The sequence below is a fragment of the Nocardiopsis sp. B62 genome, assembly GCF_018070675.1.
Taxonomy (GTDB): Bacteria; Actinomycetota; Actinomycetes; order Streptosporangiales; family Streptosporangiaceae; genus Nocardiopsis; species Nocardiopsis prasina.
The window spans coordinates 75,343-91,342 of sequence record NZ_JAGPXK010000023.1 but is presented as its reverse complement, the minus strand read 5'-3'; the positions used below and the strand labels follow the sequence as shown (position 1 = coordinate 91,342).

12 protein-coding genes and 1 riboswitch are annotated in these 16,000 nt (G+C 71.4%); of the genes, 8 read left to right on the top strand and 4 right to left on the bottom strand.

Features of this window, described 5'->3' with window-relative positions; genetic code table 11:
- Window positions 1-55: 55 nt before the first annotated feature.
- A complete protein-coding gene (locus KBX21_RS21020; protein WP_049567505.1) occupies window positions 56-1,597 on the bottom strand; it encodes a polysaccharide deacetylase family protein in 1,542 nt (513 codons plus the stop codon).
- Window positions 1,598-1,845: 248 nt separating this feature from the next.
- Window positions 1,846-2,026: riboswitch (cobalamin riboswitch) on the top strand.
- Window positions 2,027-2,182: 156 nt separating this feature from the next.
- Between KBX21_RS21020 and metE the strand changes: the two genes are divergently transcribed.
- On the top strand, window positions 2,183-4,459 hold the full coding sequence (gene metE, locus KBX21_RS21015; protein ID WP_049567508.1) for a 5-methyltetrahydropteroyltriglutamate--homocysteine S-methyltransferase: 2,277 nt from the start codon (window positions 2,183-2,185) through the stop codon (window positions 4,457-4,459).
- Between the two features lie 79 nt (window positions 4,460-4,538).
- On the opposite strand, the gene KBX21_RS21010 is transcribed toward metE, so the two are convergent.
- Complete coding sequence (locus tag KBX21_RS21010) at window positions 4,539-5,645, bottom strand: DUF3558 domain-containing protein (protein ID WP_210843199.1); 1,107 nt, start codon at window positions 5,643-5,645, stop codon at window positions 4,539-4,541.
- A gap of 602 nt (window positions 5,646-6,247) precedes the next feature.
- A complete protein-coding gene (locus KBX21_RS21005) occupies window positions 6,248-7,360 on the bottom strand; it encodes a hypothetical protein (RefSeq protein ID WP_082206281.1) in 1,113 nt (370 codons plus the stop codon).
- A gap of 677 nt (window positions 7,361-8,037) precedes the next feature.
- On the opposite strand from KBX21_RS21005, the gene KBX21_RS21000 reads away from it, so the two are divergent.
- The 7 genes from KBX21_RS21000 to KBX21_RS20975 all read left to right on the top strand — a co-directional run bounded on the left by KBX21_RS21000 (window position 8,038) and on the right by KBX21_RS20975 (window position 14,502).
- On the top strand, window positions 8,038-8,994 hold the full coding sequence (locus KBX21_RS21000) for a methionine ABC transporter ATP-binding protein (RefSeq protein ID WP_210843221.1): 957 nt from the start codon (window positions 8,038-8,040) through the stop codon (window positions 8,992-8,994).
- On the top strand, window positions 8,991-9,722 hold the full coding sequence (locus KBX21_RS20995; RefSeq protein ID WP_049567517.1) for a methionine ABC transporter permease: 732 nt from the start codon (window positions 8,991-8,993) through the stop codon (window positions 9,720-9,722). Before KBX21_RS21000 ends, KBX21_RS20995 begins: the two co-directional genes overlap by 4 nt.
- A gap of 75 nt (window positions 9,723-9,797) precedes the next feature.
- The gene (locus KBX21_RS20990; protein WP_210843197.1) at window positions 9,798-10,652 is read left to right on the top strand and encodes a MetQ/NlpA family ABC transporter substrate-binding protein; all 855 of its coding nucleotides are present in this window, start codon (window positions 9,798-9,800) and stop codon (window positions 10,650-10,652) included.
- Between the two features lie 190 nt (window positions 10,653-10,842).
- Window positions 10,843-12,240, top strand: coding sequence for a GH1 family beta-glucosidase (locus tag KBX21_RS20985; RefSeq protein ID WP_049567523.1), 1,398 nt, complete (start codon window positions 10,843-10,845; stop codon window positions 12,238-12,240).
- Window positions 12,241-12,377: 137 nt separating this feature from the next.
- Window positions 12,378-13,409: a LacI family DNA-binding transcriptional regulator gene (locus KBX21_RS20980; RefSeq protein WP_049567526.1), complete on the top strand. Its 1,032-nt coding sequence runs from the start codon at window positions 12,378-12,380 to the stop codon at window positions 13,407-13,409.
- Window positions 13,410-13,520: 111 nt separating this feature from the next.
- The gene (locus tag KBX21_RS26755) at window positions 13,521-13,745 is read left to right on the top strand and encodes a hypothetical protein (RefSeq protein ID WP_049567534.1); all 225 of its coding nucleotides are present in this window, start codon (window positions 13,521-13,523) and stop codon (window positions 13,743-13,745) included.
- Between the two features lie 91 nt (window positions 13,746-13,836).
- On the top strand, window positions 13,837-14,502 hold the full coding sequence (locus KBX21_RS20975; protein ID WP_210843213.1) for a hypothetical protein: 666 nt from the start codon (window positions 13,837-13,839) through the stop codon (window positions 14,500-14,502).
- A 21-nt stretch (window positions 14,503-14,523) separates the two neighbouring features.
- Here KBX21_RS20975 and KBX21_RS20970 read toward each other — a convergent pair whose 3' ends face one another.
- Entirely contained in the window at window positions 14,524-15,651 is a 1,128-nt protein-coding gene (locus KBX21_RS20970; RefSeq protein WP_247666078.1) for a D-alanyl-D-alanine carboxypeptidase family protein, read from the bottom strand.
- Between the last annotated feature and the right edge of the window lie 349 nt (window positions 15,652-16,000).

Sequence of the window (16,000 nt, the reverse complement as noted above, 5' to 3'; positions counted from 1 at the left end):
GTGTCCACATGTGGACACCGGACCGGGGGCCGGGACGCTGGTCGGGCAGGTCGGGCTACTCCGAGCCGTCCGGGGCGTCGCCTTCCTCGGGCTCCTCCTCGGGGACGCCGTCGACGTAGGCGCGGCCCGGCTCCGCGGTGCCGAGCAGCTGCGACACCGTGACCATGCTGTACCCGCGGTCGTCCAGCTCACGGATGATGTCGATCGACGCGTCGATCGTCGTGGGGTGGATGTCGTGCATCAGGATGATCGCGCCGTGCTCGGCGCCGCCCAGCGCGCGCTTGCGCACCACGCTCGCCTTGCGGTCCCGCCAGTCGTTGGTGTCCGAGCTCCACAGGATCTGCGCCAGCCCGAGCTCCGCCGTGACCTCGGCGACCCGGTCGTTGGTGGCCCCGTAGGGCGGCCGCATCAGGTCCATCGTGTATCCGGTCTCCCGGTACACCAGCGCCTGCGTCACCTCCAGGTTCTCGCGGGCCGCACCCTTCGAGATCTCGGTCAGGTCGGGGTGGTCCAGCGTGTGGTTGGCCACCTCGTGTCCCTCGGCGTAGGTGCGCCGCACCACCCACGGGTGCTCGGTGACCGGGAGGCCGGTGACGAAGAAGGTGGCCTTGGCGTCGTGCGCGGCCAGGGCGTCCAACAGCTCGGGGGTCCGTCCGCCGGGGCCGTCGTCGTAGGTGAGCGCGACACACTTGGCGGCGGGGTCGGAACAGTCGACGGAGTCGTCACGCGGGGACAGCACACCCGGAGCGGCCTGGGACGACGAGCCGTCCTTCTCGGCCTCGGGAGCCTCGGAGATCCTGAACTCGCGCACTCCCGTGGTCGCGGCCTCGCGCACCCGCAGCCCGAGGTCGGAGAGCAGCGACTCGGCCTCGTCCCGGGGCAGCACCGCGTGTACCCGGCCCGCGCTGGCCGGGGCCACCTGCCCGGCGTCGAACTCCACCACGAGGTCGCCGTCCGGGTTGAAGCCCACCGAGTCGTACAGCGAGCTGATCGGATACAGGGCCGAGGGTGAGGCGTCGGTGTCGGACACCGCCTCGCGCACCCGCTCGTTGAGCTCGGCCAGCTCCGCCTGTCCGGCGAGGAGGCGGCTGGAGCCGTGCACCGCGCCCGTGTCGACCTCGTACCAGTAGGTGCTGTGACCCTCCCGGGTCTCCTCGGAGTCCGTCTCGGTGGTGGTCATCCGCACACCGACGATCCCGTCCTCGGCCGCGGTCAGCCCCCACTCACCGAGGAACGCGCGCGCCCCGGGGTTGGCCGCCTCGAAGGCGTGCACCTGGGCGGTCAGGGTGCGGTCCAGGAAGTCGGACAGCGGCCCGGCGTTCGGGATGGACGGGTAGGTGACGGAGACGTCCGCCCCTCCCTCATAGGGGAGGGTGACCTCCTCCGTTCCGGGAACCGCGTCGGGGGAGACCGTGGTCAGTTGGTCGGGTTCGCCTGTGGCCGGGGTCCGATCCCCGTTCTCGGTCGGCTGAGCGCCGTCGCCGCCCGCCAGAGCACTGTCCTCCAACAGTCCGGGTGGTCGGGCCGCCGACAGCACCAGCCCCAGAAGGACGACCATCGCGATCGCGACCGTGAGAAGGGGTTGGTCGGGAGCCATGGTCTGCCGGTCTTGCTGCTTCACCTGGGGTTCTCCACGTTCATCGTCAGACGAACGTTCGTGGGGGAGGCGGGGGAGCGCTCCCCCACGTAACGCTGGTTGTCGGTTGTGATGCCGCTCCCGGCGTGGGTTGACGCCGGGTGGGCAAGGGCCACGCCGAGTGCATGGGCGGAGGGGGCGCTCCCTATACTTGCACCCGTGGAAGGTACACGCTCCACCCTTGGTCACCCCGGAACCCCTCCGGGGCGGGCGTTGCGTGTCGAAAGAGGGAACCCGGTGCGAGTCCGGGACTGCCCCGCAGCGGTGAGTGGGAACGAACGTCGTCATAAGCACTGGTGATCCGACCGGAAAAGTCGGAAACCGGGAAGCGTCGACCAGTAGGAGGCCCGGCGGTAACGCCGGAGGAGCCCACGAGTCCGAAGACCTGCCTCCGCCCGGCGGCGCACCCGTGCCGTCGGTGGTCCCGTGCCCCGAGGGAGGGCCGAGGGCGGAGACAGCCATGCGCCGCGAGGCGTTCCTCGCTGTGTCCGCGTCCTCGCTCGCCTCGCGGCCGGTACCCGGCTTTCGACGAGGGAGAGAAGCTCCATGCCCAGCACCCCGGCCTCCGGGCCGTCCGTGCGTTCCACCGTGCACGGTTACCCGCGCATCGGCCCCGACCGCGAACTCAAGCGCGCCAGTGAGTCCTACTGGAAGGGCGACACCACCGCCACCGAGCTCGACACCGTCGCCTCCGAACTCCGCCTGGGCGTCTACGCCCAGCTGCGGGAGGCGGGGGTGGACGACCTGCCGTCCAACACCTTCTCCTTCTACGACCAGGTGCTGGACACGGCGGTCCTGTTCGACCTCGTTCCCGCTCGCTTCTCCTCCCCGGCACAGGCCGAGGAGCGGGACGAGCACCTGCGCCGCTACTTCGCGCTCGCCCGGGGCGAACAGGGCGCCCCGCCCCTGGAGATGACCAAGTGGTTCGACACCAACTACCACTACCTCGTCCCCGAGCTCTCTCCCAGCACCCGTCCGCGCCTGGTCGGTGACAAGCCCGTCACCGAGTTCCGCGAGGCCTCGGAGGCCGGGTTCCAGACCCGCCCCGTGCTGGTCGGACCGCTGACCTTCCTCCTGCTGGCCAAGGCCGCCGACGACGCTCCCGAGGGCTGGGAGCCCATCGAGCTCCTCGACCAGCTCCTGGACGCCTACGCCCGGCTCCTGTCCGACCTCCGGGCCGCGGGGGCCTCCGAGGTCCAGCTCGACGAGCCGATCCTGGCCACCGACGAGGGCCGCGCCGCCGTCGGCCACCTGGAGCGCGTCTACCAGCGCCTGGGCGCCCTCACCGACCGTCCCTCCCTCCTCGTCTCCACCTACTTCGGCTCCATCGGTGCCGCCGCCCTGCGCGTGCTCAAGGACTCCCCGGTGGAGGCCGTCGGCCTCGACCTCGTCACCGACTCCGAGGGCGTCGAGGATCTGGCCGCCGTCTCCGGCCTGGGCTCCACGCGCCTGGTCGCCGGCGTCGTCGACGGCCGCAACGTGTGGCGCACGGACCTGCCCGCCGCCGTGGCTGAGCTGGGCACTCTGCTCGCCCTCACCGACGAGCTCACCGTGAGCACCTCCTGCTCGCTGCTGCACGTGCCGATCGACCTGGACGCCGAGACCTCGCTCGCCCCCGAGCTGCGCGCGGCCCTGGCCTTCGCCAAGCAGAAGGCGGCGGAGGTGGCCCTGCTCGGCCGGGTCCTCACCGAGGGCGAGGACGCCGGGTTCGACGCGGCCGCCACCGGGAACCCGTCGTTCACCGACGCCCGTGTGCGCGCCCGTCTGGACGCTCTGGGCCAGGACGCCTACGAGCGTCCCGAGGACCGTGGCGCTCCCACCGACGTCACGCTCACCACGACCACCATCGGCTCCTTCCCGCAGACCGCCGAGCTGCGCCGCGCCCGCGCCGCGCACCGCAGGGGCGAGCTGGCCACGGAGGAGTACGAGCGCACCCTGCGTTCGGAGATCGACCGCGTCATCGCGCTCCAGGAGGAGATCGGCCTGGACGTCCTCGTCCACGGCGAGCCCGAGCGCAACGACATGGTCCAGTACTTCGCCGAGCAGCTGGAGGGCTACGCGACCACCGAGCGCGGCTGGGTGCAGTCCTACGGTTCGCGCTGCGTGCGTCCCCCGATCCTGTTCGGCGACGTCTCGCGCCCCGAACCGATGACGGTCGAGTGGATCACCTACGCGCAGTCGCGCACCGACAAGCCCGTCAAGGGCATGCTGACCGGACCGGTCACCATGCTCGCCTGGTCGTTCGTCCGTACCGACCAGCCGCTGGGTGAGACCGCCCGCCAGGTGGGTCTGGCCCTGCGCGACGAGGTCGCGGACCTGGAGCGGGCGGGCATCCGCCACATCCAGGTGGACGAGGCGGCCCTGCGTGAGCTGCTGCCCCTGCGCGAGGAGCAGCGCCAGGCCTACCTCGACTGGGCGGTGAACTCCTTCCGCCTGGCCACCTCCGGGGTGGCGGCCAGCACCACCATCCACACGCACATGTGCTACTCGGAGTTCAACCAGATCGTCGGCGGCATCGAGGCGCTGGACGCCGACGTCACCAGTGTCGAGGCGGCCCGTTCGCGCATGGAGCTCGTGGAGGCCCTCGGCCAGCGCGGCTACAAGCGGGGCATCGGCCCGGGCGTGTACGACATCCACTCGCCCCGGGTGCCCTCGGTCGAGGAGATCGAGACCTCGCTGCGGCTCGCGGCCACGCACGTGGACGCCGGGAACCTGTGGGTCAACCCGGACTGCGGTCTGAAGACCCGTGGTTACGCGGAGGCCGAGCAGGCGCTGCGCAACATGGTCGAGGCGGCCCGCCGGGTCCGCGCCGACCTCGCCTAGGGGACCGAACGCGCGGAAGGGGGCCACGGCGTCGCCGCGGCCCCCTTCGGTGTCCTCACCGCTACGCGGCTCGCACGGGTCAGCTGTCCCCGACGATGGCCAGAGCCTCGTTCGCGGCGTTGACCATGATGTCCTCGGTGTTGTCCGGAAGGACGAGGCCGTCGTGGTCGCCTCGGGTGGTGTCGAGGTAGTAGGTCACCGTGATGATCAGGTTGTCCTGACGCATCAGCAGGCTGGCCTCGGGGAGCTTGTCCCCGAGCAGGTCGGACTTGGTGATGACCAGGTGCGCCTCGCTGCCGAGACCCTCCACCTCCTCGTCCACCTCGATGTCCTCGGCGTCGTAGCGGTCCGACTCGGATTCGCCCCGGATGCGCTCCAGCGTGTACTGGATGTCCTCGGAGGCGGCCTCCGGGGAGTCGCTGGCGCTGTAGGGGAGCTTGAAGCCCACCTCCAGCGAGCCGAAGCCCTCGGTGGAGCTGCTCTCGGGGAGGTCGCCGAGGTTGGAGCAGCTCGACGTGTTGTCGGAGACGTACTTGCTGCCGCTGTCACGGAGGACGAAGTCCGTCTGCACCTGGTCGGTGAAGGACTCGCAGGGCTCGGTGGGCAGGGCGTGGGGCGGGTCGCCGAGGGCGCTGTTCGAGGCGGGGGCCTCCTCCTCGGACTCCTCCTCGGCGGGCTCCTCCTCTTCCGTGACCTCGGAGGTCTCGTCGGGGCCGGAGGCGATCTCCTCGCCGCCGTTGCCGTTGGTGACGAGCATGACGACCACGGCGATCACCAGGACGACGATGACCACACCGCCGCCGATGACCACCCACAGGCCGGCCTTGCTGCCTCCGCCGCCCTGCTGGGGCGGCTGCGCGGGCGGGTACCCGCCGGGGCCCATGGGACCGCCGGGGCCCATAGGACCGCCCGGGCCCATGGGGCCGCCGGGGCCGGGGCCGGGGCCGTAGGGCGGCTGGCCGCCCGCGTACATGCCCTGGTCGTGGCCGGGGGCACCGGGGTAGGGGCCCTGCTCGTGACCGGGTGCGCCCGGGTAGGGGCCCTGCCCGTAGCCGGGCTGTCCGCCGGTGGCGGCGTCACCGAAGGGGTTTCCCTGCGGCGGGCCGTAGGGCGGCTGTCCGCCGGTGCCGTCCCCGCCGCCGTAAGGATTCTGCGGTGGCTGGTTGTAAGGTCCGTTTTCGCTCATGGCTCCCCTCGCCCGGTGATGTGGTGACCGTCATGTGTGAGGCGCACGTTCGCGCCCGTGAGTTCTCACGAGTTCCCGTGATCTGGCCACCGGCGGATCGCCGGGTGGGTGACAGCACGGGGAACCGTGGGGGAGGTGGGCCCGCCTCGGACGCCGTGACCGCGGGCGAGAGCGGACGGGCGAGGGCGGGAGTTCCCCGTGTCGTGAGGAGGTCCCCGGTTCAAACGGGGCGCCGACCGCCGCGTGTGGAGCCAACGGGTCGGTCCCCGCAGGCCAGGGGTCGGGACGCCTTGCATCTTAGCCCTGACCGGTGTCAACAGGGCAGGTCGGACCTGGGGTAGGAGGGTGAATCGTCACCGTTTCGTGCTTCTGACACACCAGTTGGTCATTTGCGAGACTTAATCGTGATGTCCTCGCGTGGACGGGGCGGCGGCTCTCGGGTATTGGAGCGCGTCGACATCACGCCCGTGGGCCACCGGGCGTGTGGCCCACGGCCGCCCATGACCTGCGCGACCGCGCCGCACCGCGGAACCGTGCGCGTCGTGTTGCCCCTGTGGCCGGTTGTGGCCAGGGGGAACACGCCCGCCACCGGGACCCAAGGGTCAGAACATCGAGATGTGCACGTGGTCGAAGTGGTTCTCGGTCATGTTGCCCCGGTCGGACATCGCCCGCCAGCCCTCGTCGCCGCGCCGCACGTCCCAGATCTGCTGGCGGTAGATGATGTACATGATCCCGAGGTCGTCGGCGTTCTCCATGGCCCACTCCGAGATCGCCCAGCCGCGGTCGATCTCCTCCTGGCTGGGCATGCCGCCGTTCGGGTCCAGCATGAAGTCGCAGGCCCGACCCTTGGGGTGCTCGCCGACCACGAAGCCGCCGTCGGGTCGGTAGCAGCCGACCCCGCCCACGTCGTCGCCCCGTCCGAACTCCTCGATCACGAGGTCCCGCATCTGTTCCGTGCGGGGCGTGATGCTGTTGTGCGACTGCATGGGCTGGTTCGGGTGGTCGGCGATCAGGACGTGCACCTCCGACCTGCGGTCCTCCAGTTCGGTGAGGTCCTCCGAGGCCTCGTCCAGCCGCTCCTGGGCGTTCTGCTGGGCCACCTCGTCGCGGGAGAGCGCCTGGTTGAGGTGGTCGATCTTCTCCTGGTTCGTGGTGGTCAGGTAGTCGATGACCACGGCGCGGTCGATGACCTCGTCCGGTTCGGCCTCCACGAACAGCGACATGGCCGGGTCGATCCCGCTGCTGGTGTAGGTGGCCACCGCCAGGGAGACCACCTGGTCGCGGGCCTCCCCGACCTCCTCGCGGGTGCCGTCGGCGCGTCCCTGCGCCCGTTCGGCCTCCTCCATCACCGCCTCCATGTCCCGCAGTTCGCCCTCGTACTCCTCGGTCAGGGTCTCGGCCCGGGACTTGAGGTCGCTCATGCTCTCCGGCTCCCGGGGCGGTAGCCCGGGGGCGGGGGCGGCCGAGGCGGACAGGGGGACCAGCGCCGTGGCGGCCATGAGGGAGAGGGAGAGCGCGGCCACCCGCGCGCCACCGGGACGAACGAGGGAGGCCAGCGCGGACCCGGCCGAGGCGGACAGCGCTCGCGCGCCCTCGGCCAGGTCGGCCAGGGCCTCATGCCGCGTACGGGCCGGGGGATCGGGCGCCCAGAAGTCCGCGTGGTCGTCGGCGGTGCCCCGTGGACGACCGGACCCCACCGCACCACCGGGGTGCACTGTGTCTTCGGTCTGCGCTGTGTCCTCGAACTGCACGGTGTGGTCTCCTCAGGCCCACGCGCGTCCCCCTGCCTGCGGGCAGGGGGCGCTGTGGGTGCGTCTGATCGTCTTTCCCGGGCGGGCGCGGCGGCCTGCGGCTGCCAGCTGCCCTCGGTGCTCATGGCGCGTGCGCGCCCATGAAGAGTCACGGGACGGTAATGAGTGTAGGCACTCATGAGGACTTTCGGGTGGGAGAGTACGGTACGTCTCTCCCACAAAGGCCTCGATGTGTTCTAAATAACCATATTCAGGTCAAGTATTTTGCTGAACCGACCCGGTCAGCCATGGTTGAGTTGGTGCCGTGAAGGCTCCTGAGCACGGCAAAGCGACCCCCGCCACCACGGCGAACACCACCCGGCGGTGCGTTCCGCTGCCCGGCGGTCGCTGTCGCATGCCCCGCTAGTCACCTCTGACAACGAGCCGGTCCGGCCCCGTGCCGGGCCACCCCTCGGGGCCGCCCTCCGCACGCCCCCGTGACCGCCGGACGTACCGGCGCGTCGCCGTCGCCCGCCAGGTGGGCGCTTCGTACGCTCGGGTGTGGGCGTCAGACCCACGCTGAGTCCAGAGCCCTCCTGTGTCCGCGAGCGGCCTCCGGGACACCACCGCCAGACGTCGATGGGAAAACCGTGATTGACGCAGTGGGTCTACACAAGACCTACAGGTTGAAGAAACGCCAGGTGCACGCCCTGAACGGGGTGGACCTGCATGTCGAGTCCGGCGAGATCTTCGGGGTCGTGGGCCAGAGCGGTGCGGGAAAGAGCACCCTCCTGCGCTCGGTGAACCTGTTGGAACGCCCCGACAGCGGCACCGTGCGCGTGGGGGACGAGGAACTCACCTCCCTGCGCGGCGCCCGTCTGCGCGCGGCCCGGAGGGGGATCGGCATGGTGCACCAGCACTTCGCCCTGCTCTCCTCCCGCACGGTCGCGGGCAACGTCGGCTTCCCCTTGGAGGTCGCCGGGGTCTCCCGCTCGAAGCGGGCCACCCGGGTGGGTGAACTCCTGGAACTCGTGGGCCTGGGGGACAAGGCGCGCGCCTACCCCTCCCAGCTCTCGGGCGGGCAGAAGCAGCGCGTGGGCATCGCCCGCGCCCTCGCCTCCGACCCCCACGTCCTGCTGAGCGACGAGGCCACCTCCGCGCTGGACCCGGCCACCACCGACTCGATCCTGGCCCTGCTGCGCCGCCTGCGTGACGAACTGGGTCTGACGATCCTGCTGATCACCCACGAGATGGACGTGATCAAGCGGATCTGCGACTCCGCGGCGATCATGGAGAACGGCGAGTTCCTGGAGTCCGGCCGCGTGCTCGACCTCATCGGGACCCCGGGCTCCCTGCTGGCGCGCTCCCTCTTCCCCCTGCCGGACAACGGCGGCCCCCAGAGCGTGGTCATCACCTACCCGCGCTCCTTCGACGAGCCCTTCATGTCCGAACTCACCCGCCGCTTCGACGTGGACGTGAACATCCTCGGCGGCGGCGTGGAACAGGTCGCCGGGCAGTCGGTGGGGCGCCTCAGCGTCGACATGCGCGGGGAGCGCCGCCGTGAGGCGCTCAGCTACCTGTCCGAGCACGGCCTGCTGGTCGAGGAGGCCGGAAAGTGACCATCAACCCCGCCGACGTCCTCGTCCTCGCCCAGGAGGGCAACGCCGTCTCCGCCATCGGCGACTTCCTCGCGGACTGGCCCAACATGTGGCCCAGCCTGTGGCTCGGCACCCAGGACACCATCTACATGGTGTGGTGGGCGACCGTCTTCAGCGTCCTGGTCGGCCTGCCGCTGGGCGTGCTCCTGGTCGCCACCGACAAGGGCGGTCTCGTTCCGGCCCCGGCGGTGCGCGCCGTGCTCAGCGCCATCGTCAACATCGGCCGTTCGCTGCCCTTCATCGTGCTCATGGTGGCGGTGCTCTCGCTCACCCGCTTCCTGGTCGGCACGACCCTTGGCCCCACGGCCGCGATCGTGCCGCTCAGCATCGGAGCCATCCCGTTCTTCGCCCGCCTGGTGGAGACCTCCCTGCGCGAGGTCGACCGCGGGGTGGTCGAGGCCGCGCACGCGATGGGCACCCGCAAGTTCACCATCGTGGGCAAGGTGATGCTGCCCGAGGCCATGCCCGGCCTGATCGCCGGTCTGGTGATGACCGTGGTCACGCTCATCTCGTACTCCGCGATGGCCGGTGCCATCGGCGGCGGCGGACTGGGGGACCTCGCCATCCGCGAGGGCTACCAGCGCTTCAACGACCACTACCTCTGGGCCACCGTGATCCTGCTGATCGTGATCGTGCAGGTCGCGCAGAGCCTGGGCGACCTGCTCGTGCGCAGGCTGTCCCGGCGCTGACCCAGGGCTCCGCCCCCCGACACCAACCCCCGCCCCCCTCCAGAGCGATACGGATCCAACGGCAAGGAGACATCGATGACAGGGACGAACGTGCTGCGAGGGGTCGCCGCGGCCGGTGCGGCGGCGGTCCTGCTGGCGGGCTGTGGAAGCCCCAGCGAAAGGGCGTCCGACGACGGCGGCGAGGAGGGTGTCGTGACCCTGCGGGTGGGCGCCACCCCGCTGCCGCACGCGGAGATCCTTGAGTTCGTCAACGACGAACTGGCGGCCGACGCCGGACTGGCGGTCGAGGTGGTCGAGTACACCGACTACAACCAGCCGAACGCGGCCCTGGCCGAGGGCGAGCTCGACGCGAACTACTACCAGACGGTCCCCTTCCTGGAGGAGTACCTGGAGGGCAACCCGGGCACGGAGCTGTCCTACGTGGCCGACGTGCACCTGGAGGCCTTCGGCCTGTACTCCGAGAACCTCGCGGACCTGGACGACCTCCCCGAGGGCGCGAAGATCGCCGTGCCCAACGACGCCTCGAACATGGACCGGGCCATGCGCCTGCTTGCGGAACAGGACGTGATCACCCTGGCCGACGGCACGGACGGCCAGGCCACGGAGTCCGACATCGAGGACAACCCGCTGGACGTCACGATCACTCCGGTGGAGGCGGCCCAGCTGCCGCGCTCCCTCCAGGACGTGGACGCGGCCGTGGTCAACGGCAACTACGCCCTGGAGGCGGACCTGCCCGAGACCGCCAACGCGCTGGCCTGGGAGGAGACCGAGGACAACCCGTACGCCAACGGCCTGGTGGTGCGCACCGAGGACGTGGAGTCGGAGGACCTGGTCCGGCTCAACGACCTCCTGCACAGCCAGGAGGTGCGCGACTTCATGGAGGAGCGCTGGCAGGGCATCGTGGTCCCGGTCGGGCCCGGCTCGGACTAGTCCGAGCCTCCCGTGCCTCGTGATCGGCCCCGGTGGGACGTCCCACCGGGGCCGTCCGACCACCGAGACGGACCGTAACGGTTGAATCTCGGGGCGGTGTGACTCCGTTGACTCACGCGGGGGCGTCTGCTTCGGTGAATGGGAGCGCTCCCAAGCGATCCACCCGCCACGGAAGGTGCGTACCGAAGAAGTGAGCAACCCCAACGACTTCCCCGAAGGCTTCCTCTGGGGGGCGGCGACCGCCTCCTTCCAGATCGAGGGCGCCACCACCGCCGACGGTCGAGGCCGCAGCATCTGGGACACCTTCGCCGACACCCCCGGCAAGGTCCTCAACGGGGACACCGGTGACCCCGCCGACGACCACTACCACCGCTACGCCGAGGACGTCGCCCTCATGCGGCGCCTCAACCTCGGCGCCTACCGCTTCTCCGTCGCCTGGCCCCGCGTCGTCCCCGACGGCACCGGCCCCGTGAACCAGGCCGGGATCGACTTCTACGACCGCCTGGTCGACAGCCTCCTGGAAGCGGGCATCCAGCCCTGGGCCACCCTCTACCACTGGGACCTGCCCCAGCCCCTCGAGGACGCCGGAGGCTGGCCCGCCCGGGACACCGCCTACCGTTTCGCCGACTACTCACGGGTGGTCGCCGAGGCCCTCGGAGACCGGGTCACCCACTGGATGACCATCAACGAACCCTGGTGCGCCGCCTTCCTCGGCTACGAGAACGGCCACCACGCCCCCGGCCGCCGGGACGCCGCGGCCGCCCTGGCGGCCACCCACCACCTGCTGCTGGGCCACGGCCTGGCAGCCGAGGCGATCCGCTCCACAGGCCACCCCTCGAAGATCGGCCTGGCGCACAACCAGGCGGTCATCCGGCCGCACGGCGCCAACGCCGCGGACGCCCGGGCGGCACGCCGCGCGGACGGCGTGCGCAACCGCATCTTCACCGACCCCCTGCTCAAGGGCTCCTACCCCGCCGATGTCGTGGCCGACCTCGCCGACATCAGCGACTTCTCGTTCGTGCAGGAGGGCGACCTGGAGACCATCTCCACGCCCCTGGACTTCCTCGGCGTCAACTACTACTCACCCGAGTTCGTCGCGGGCTCGGCCAAGGGCATCGACCCCGCCCTGGTCAGCGGTGACGGCGACGCCTGGCTGGGGGCGGACCCCGACGAGGTCCACGTCTCCCAGGGGCTGCCCGTCACCCACATGGGCTGGGAGATCGACCCCACCGGCCTCTACGACGTCCTCCAGCGGCTGGCGGGGGAGAGCGGCGGCGTCGACCTGTACGTGACCGAGAACGGGTGCGCGTTCGAGGACACGGTCAGCGAGGACGGCGCGGTCCACGACCCCGACCGCACCGACTACTACGAGGGCCACCTGCGGGCCGCGAGGGAGGCGATCCACGCCGGGGTGCCGTTGCGCGGTTACTTCGCCTGGTCACTTCTGGATAATTTCGAGTGGGCATGGGGATACTCCCGCCGGTTCGGGATCGTCCACGTGGACTACGAGACGCAGGAGCGCGTGGTCAAGGACACCGGACACTGGTACGCGGAGCTGGCCAGGACAGGCCGGTTCCCCGCGCGGTAGACCACCGGTGGTCGACAGCGAGCGTTCGCGGGGCCCCGTCGTACGGGCGCCCCGCGAACGCTCGGGTCGGCCCGTGCCCGAGCGCACACACAACCGCCGTCCGGGAGACCGGCGGCATGACGTCCAAGGAGCCCCAAGTGGCCAAGAGTGGCGGTCGGCAGCGACCGACCCTGGAGATGGTGGCGGAACGGGCCGGGGTCGGCCGCGGCACCGTCTCCCGGGTGATCAACGGGTCGTCCCAGGTCAGCGCGAGGACCCGCGAGGCCGTCCACGCCGCGATCGCCGAACTGGGGTACACCCCCAACCAGGCGGCGCGCACCCTGGTGACCCGACGCACGGACACGATCGCGCTGGTCGTCTCCGAGTCGCGGGACCGCCTGTTCGCGGACCCGTTCTTCGCCGACATCATCCGAGGGGTGAGTTCGGTGCTGCACGAGCGGGACCTCCAGCTCATGCTCACCACCGCCCGGGGCGAGGCCGAGCACAAGCGCGTGGGCGAGTACCTCAGCGGCTCGCACGTGGACGGTGCCCTCCTGGTGTCCCTGCACCGCGACGACCCCCTCACCTCGCGCCTGGCCGAGTCCGGGGTGCCCGTGGTCCACGGCGGCCGTCCCTACTCCGACGCCCAGCCCGCGCCGTTCCGCGTCGACATCGACAACCTCGAGGGCGCGAGGGTGGCCACCCGCCACCTGCTGGACGCCGGGTACGCCAGGATCGCCACCATCACCGGGCCGCAGGACATGAACGCCGGTGTGGCGCGCCTGCGCGGGTACCGCGAGAGCATGACCGCCGCCGACCGGGACGTGGACGAGCGCCTCGTGGTCCAGGGCGACTTCAGCGTCGAGGGCGGGGCCGAGGCCATGGCCCGGCTGCTGGACCAGGGCGGCGAGCCCGACGCGGTCTTCGCCGCCTCCGACATGATGGCCGTCGGCGCCATCCGCGCCCTGCGCGAACGCGGCCTCAGCGTGCCTGGGGACGTGGCACTGGTCGGTTTCGACGACACCCTCATGGCCCAGCACAGCGACCCGTCGCTGACCACCGTCCACCAGCCCACGGTCCAGATGGGCCAGGAGATGGCCCGGCTCCTCGTGGACGTGGCGATCCCGCGCACCGCCGAGGCCCGGACCATCCTCCTCGACACCCGACTGGTGGTGCGCGACTCCGCGTGAGCCCCGGACGGGCGCGGGCCGCCCACCGGCGCGTTCGCCCCCTGACCGCTGGACTCGTGTGTGCCGCCTGTGCGAGGCTGGTCGCGATTTCGCGGAAGACGGTGGGGGCACATGAAGTCGACGCGGGAACCGACCCACGCCAGGTGCGCGATCTCCGCGTGCGGTTGGTGCGACCGGAACGGGAACCACTGCCGGTTCTGTTCCGGGACGGGGTGGTGGCGGCCGGAGCGGCCCCACCGGGAGGTCAACGGGCTGGTCGTCTGGCACCGGGTCGAGGAGCCCTGTCGGGGCTGCGCCGGAACCGGCAAGGAACACGGGTCGACCGCCGCCTCCTGAACCGCGCCACCGGGGGAGCGGCTCCCCATGCCCGTTTCGAGGGCACCCGACACCGAGCCCAATGGGACTCGTGAGCAAACGTGGAGGAACATTGCGCTGGGTCACCTATCTGTCACCGAGCGGTGGCGGCGCGCGCGCGGGGGCGCTGGACGACGGTGACGTGATGGGCAGCCCGGGGACGCGGAGCCTCGGCGAACTGCTGGAGGGCGGGAACGACGCCCTGGCGGCCGCGCACGAGCGGGCCGTGGACGGCGCGATCGAGATCATCGTCGAACCCGAGGCCCGCATGTGCGCCCCGGTCGCGCCCACCGCGCCGGTGTCGGTACGGGCGGGGGACCGCGTGTTCGAGATCGGCCCCGAACTGGTGCGCGGGGTGGACGACGCGGTGGCGCCCGAGGCGCGGTCGGCCCGGGTGGGCGTGGCCGCCCTGGCCGGGGGGTCGGGGCCCACGAGCGCCTACACCCCCGCTTGCCTGTGGCTGGACGAGGCGGGCGAGCCGGTGGAACTGATCCTCGGCCCGGTCCTGACCACCGCCGATGATCTCTCCGGTGACGCGGTGGAACTCAGCACCTCGGTGGACGACAGGGAGAACGGGCGCGGCCGGGTCGCGCCCGGCCACGACTGGCTGGTGTCGGGGCCCGGACGGGTCCGCGCGCTGCTGCCGGTGGCCACTCCCGCCCTGGAGGCCGACGACGAACTCTTCGTGGACGCCGGGGAACTGGGCACCTACGAGGTCAGGGTCGGTTCCCAGGTCTGAGCGGCCCGTGCCGGCCCCGGCTCAGGGGGTGAACTCCCAGTGCCAGGGCTCGAACCCGCCCCGGGCCCACTCCGGGTTGTCCCAACCGTGCTCCGGGCCGTGGTCGAGCATCCACCGGTGCTCCGGCGCGTCGAGTTCGTTCACACCGCCGCACAGGTCCACGGCGACGCCCAGACCGTGCGCGCTGGTGCCCGGCTCGGCCGCCATCCCGGGGAGCATCTCCTGGAAGAGACGGACCTGCTCGTGGTACGGCCGGTAGGAATCGGTCACACACATCGGGCGGCCGAACTCTGACCGGAAATCACCGTCGAGTTCGATGAAGGCAGCGGCGGCGTCGGCACGCAGCCGTTCGCCGGGCTGCGGCAGCGGACACAGCACACCGTCCGGGGCCCGCCCGTTCTCGAAGTCCCCGGTTCCTCCGGCGCAGCCGCCGTCCCCGGCGGCCTCCTGGGCGCTCTCCCGCGCGCCCTCCGCGCCGCCCACGGCCCCACGGGCGTCCGCCAGGGCCTGCTTGCGACGCGCCTCCTCGTCCCCGGGATCCCGGGTGTCGGCCAGGGCGGCCTCCAACCGGGTCTGCTGTTCCAGGAGCTTCTCGGTCCGGCCCTCCTGTGCGGCGATGGCCTCCAGGGCGGTCTCCCGGGCGGTGTCCGCCGCCTCTGTGGCCTCGGCCTGCTCCTGCTCGGCGGCCTCCGCCGCCCCGGCCAGGGTGTCGGTGGCCACCTGCGAGGCCTGGGCCCGGGAGAGGTCGGCTGAGCGGCGCTCCCCGAACAGCAGGAGGTAGGCGCCGCGCTCCAGGGCGTGGGTGGGCCCCTCCGGGCTGGTCCAGGCCTGCATGAGGCTCAGGTCCGCGCCCTTGTAGGCGCTGGCGGCCTGGCGGGCCGCGCCCAGCCGGGCGCCCTCGTGGTGCCGGTCAGCCGCGTCAGCGCGGTGGTCGGCGGCCTCGCGCTCGCCGGTGAGCTCCTCCAACCGGGCGCTCTCCTCCTCGTAGGCCAGGATGCGCTCCGTGGCGCTCTCCCTCAGGGCGGCCACCTCCGCGCGCGCGGTGGCCAGCTCCACGCGCAGCCGGTCCAGGTCCGCCGGTTCGGGATCGGCGACCCCCGCGGTTCCGGGAGCCGCACAGGTGACGGCGAACAGAAGCGCGGTGCTCAACGGAAGCAGTGTTCGGACCGAAAAGCGGCGGAGCGCACGGCTCTGTCCTGAACTGCGAGGAATGCCTTGGGCGATCTGACTGTGACTCCGGGTGATCGGACCCGGGCGCGGCGAGGTGCGCATTTCCGCCTTCCCCTCGGGGCCTGCGTACACGTCCCGTCACGATGTCACGGAGAGCTGGCGGGGAAGTGGAAGCTGGCGGTGTGTCCAAATAGTTACCTCATTGTCCGACCGGGTTTCGGTCGACCAGTCTGACCTGGGGGATTGGTCCTAATGCGCACAGGGACGGGATTACGGCCACCGTTGGCGCTGGATGATCTTGCTGGATGGGCGTCAATCGCCCGAAGCG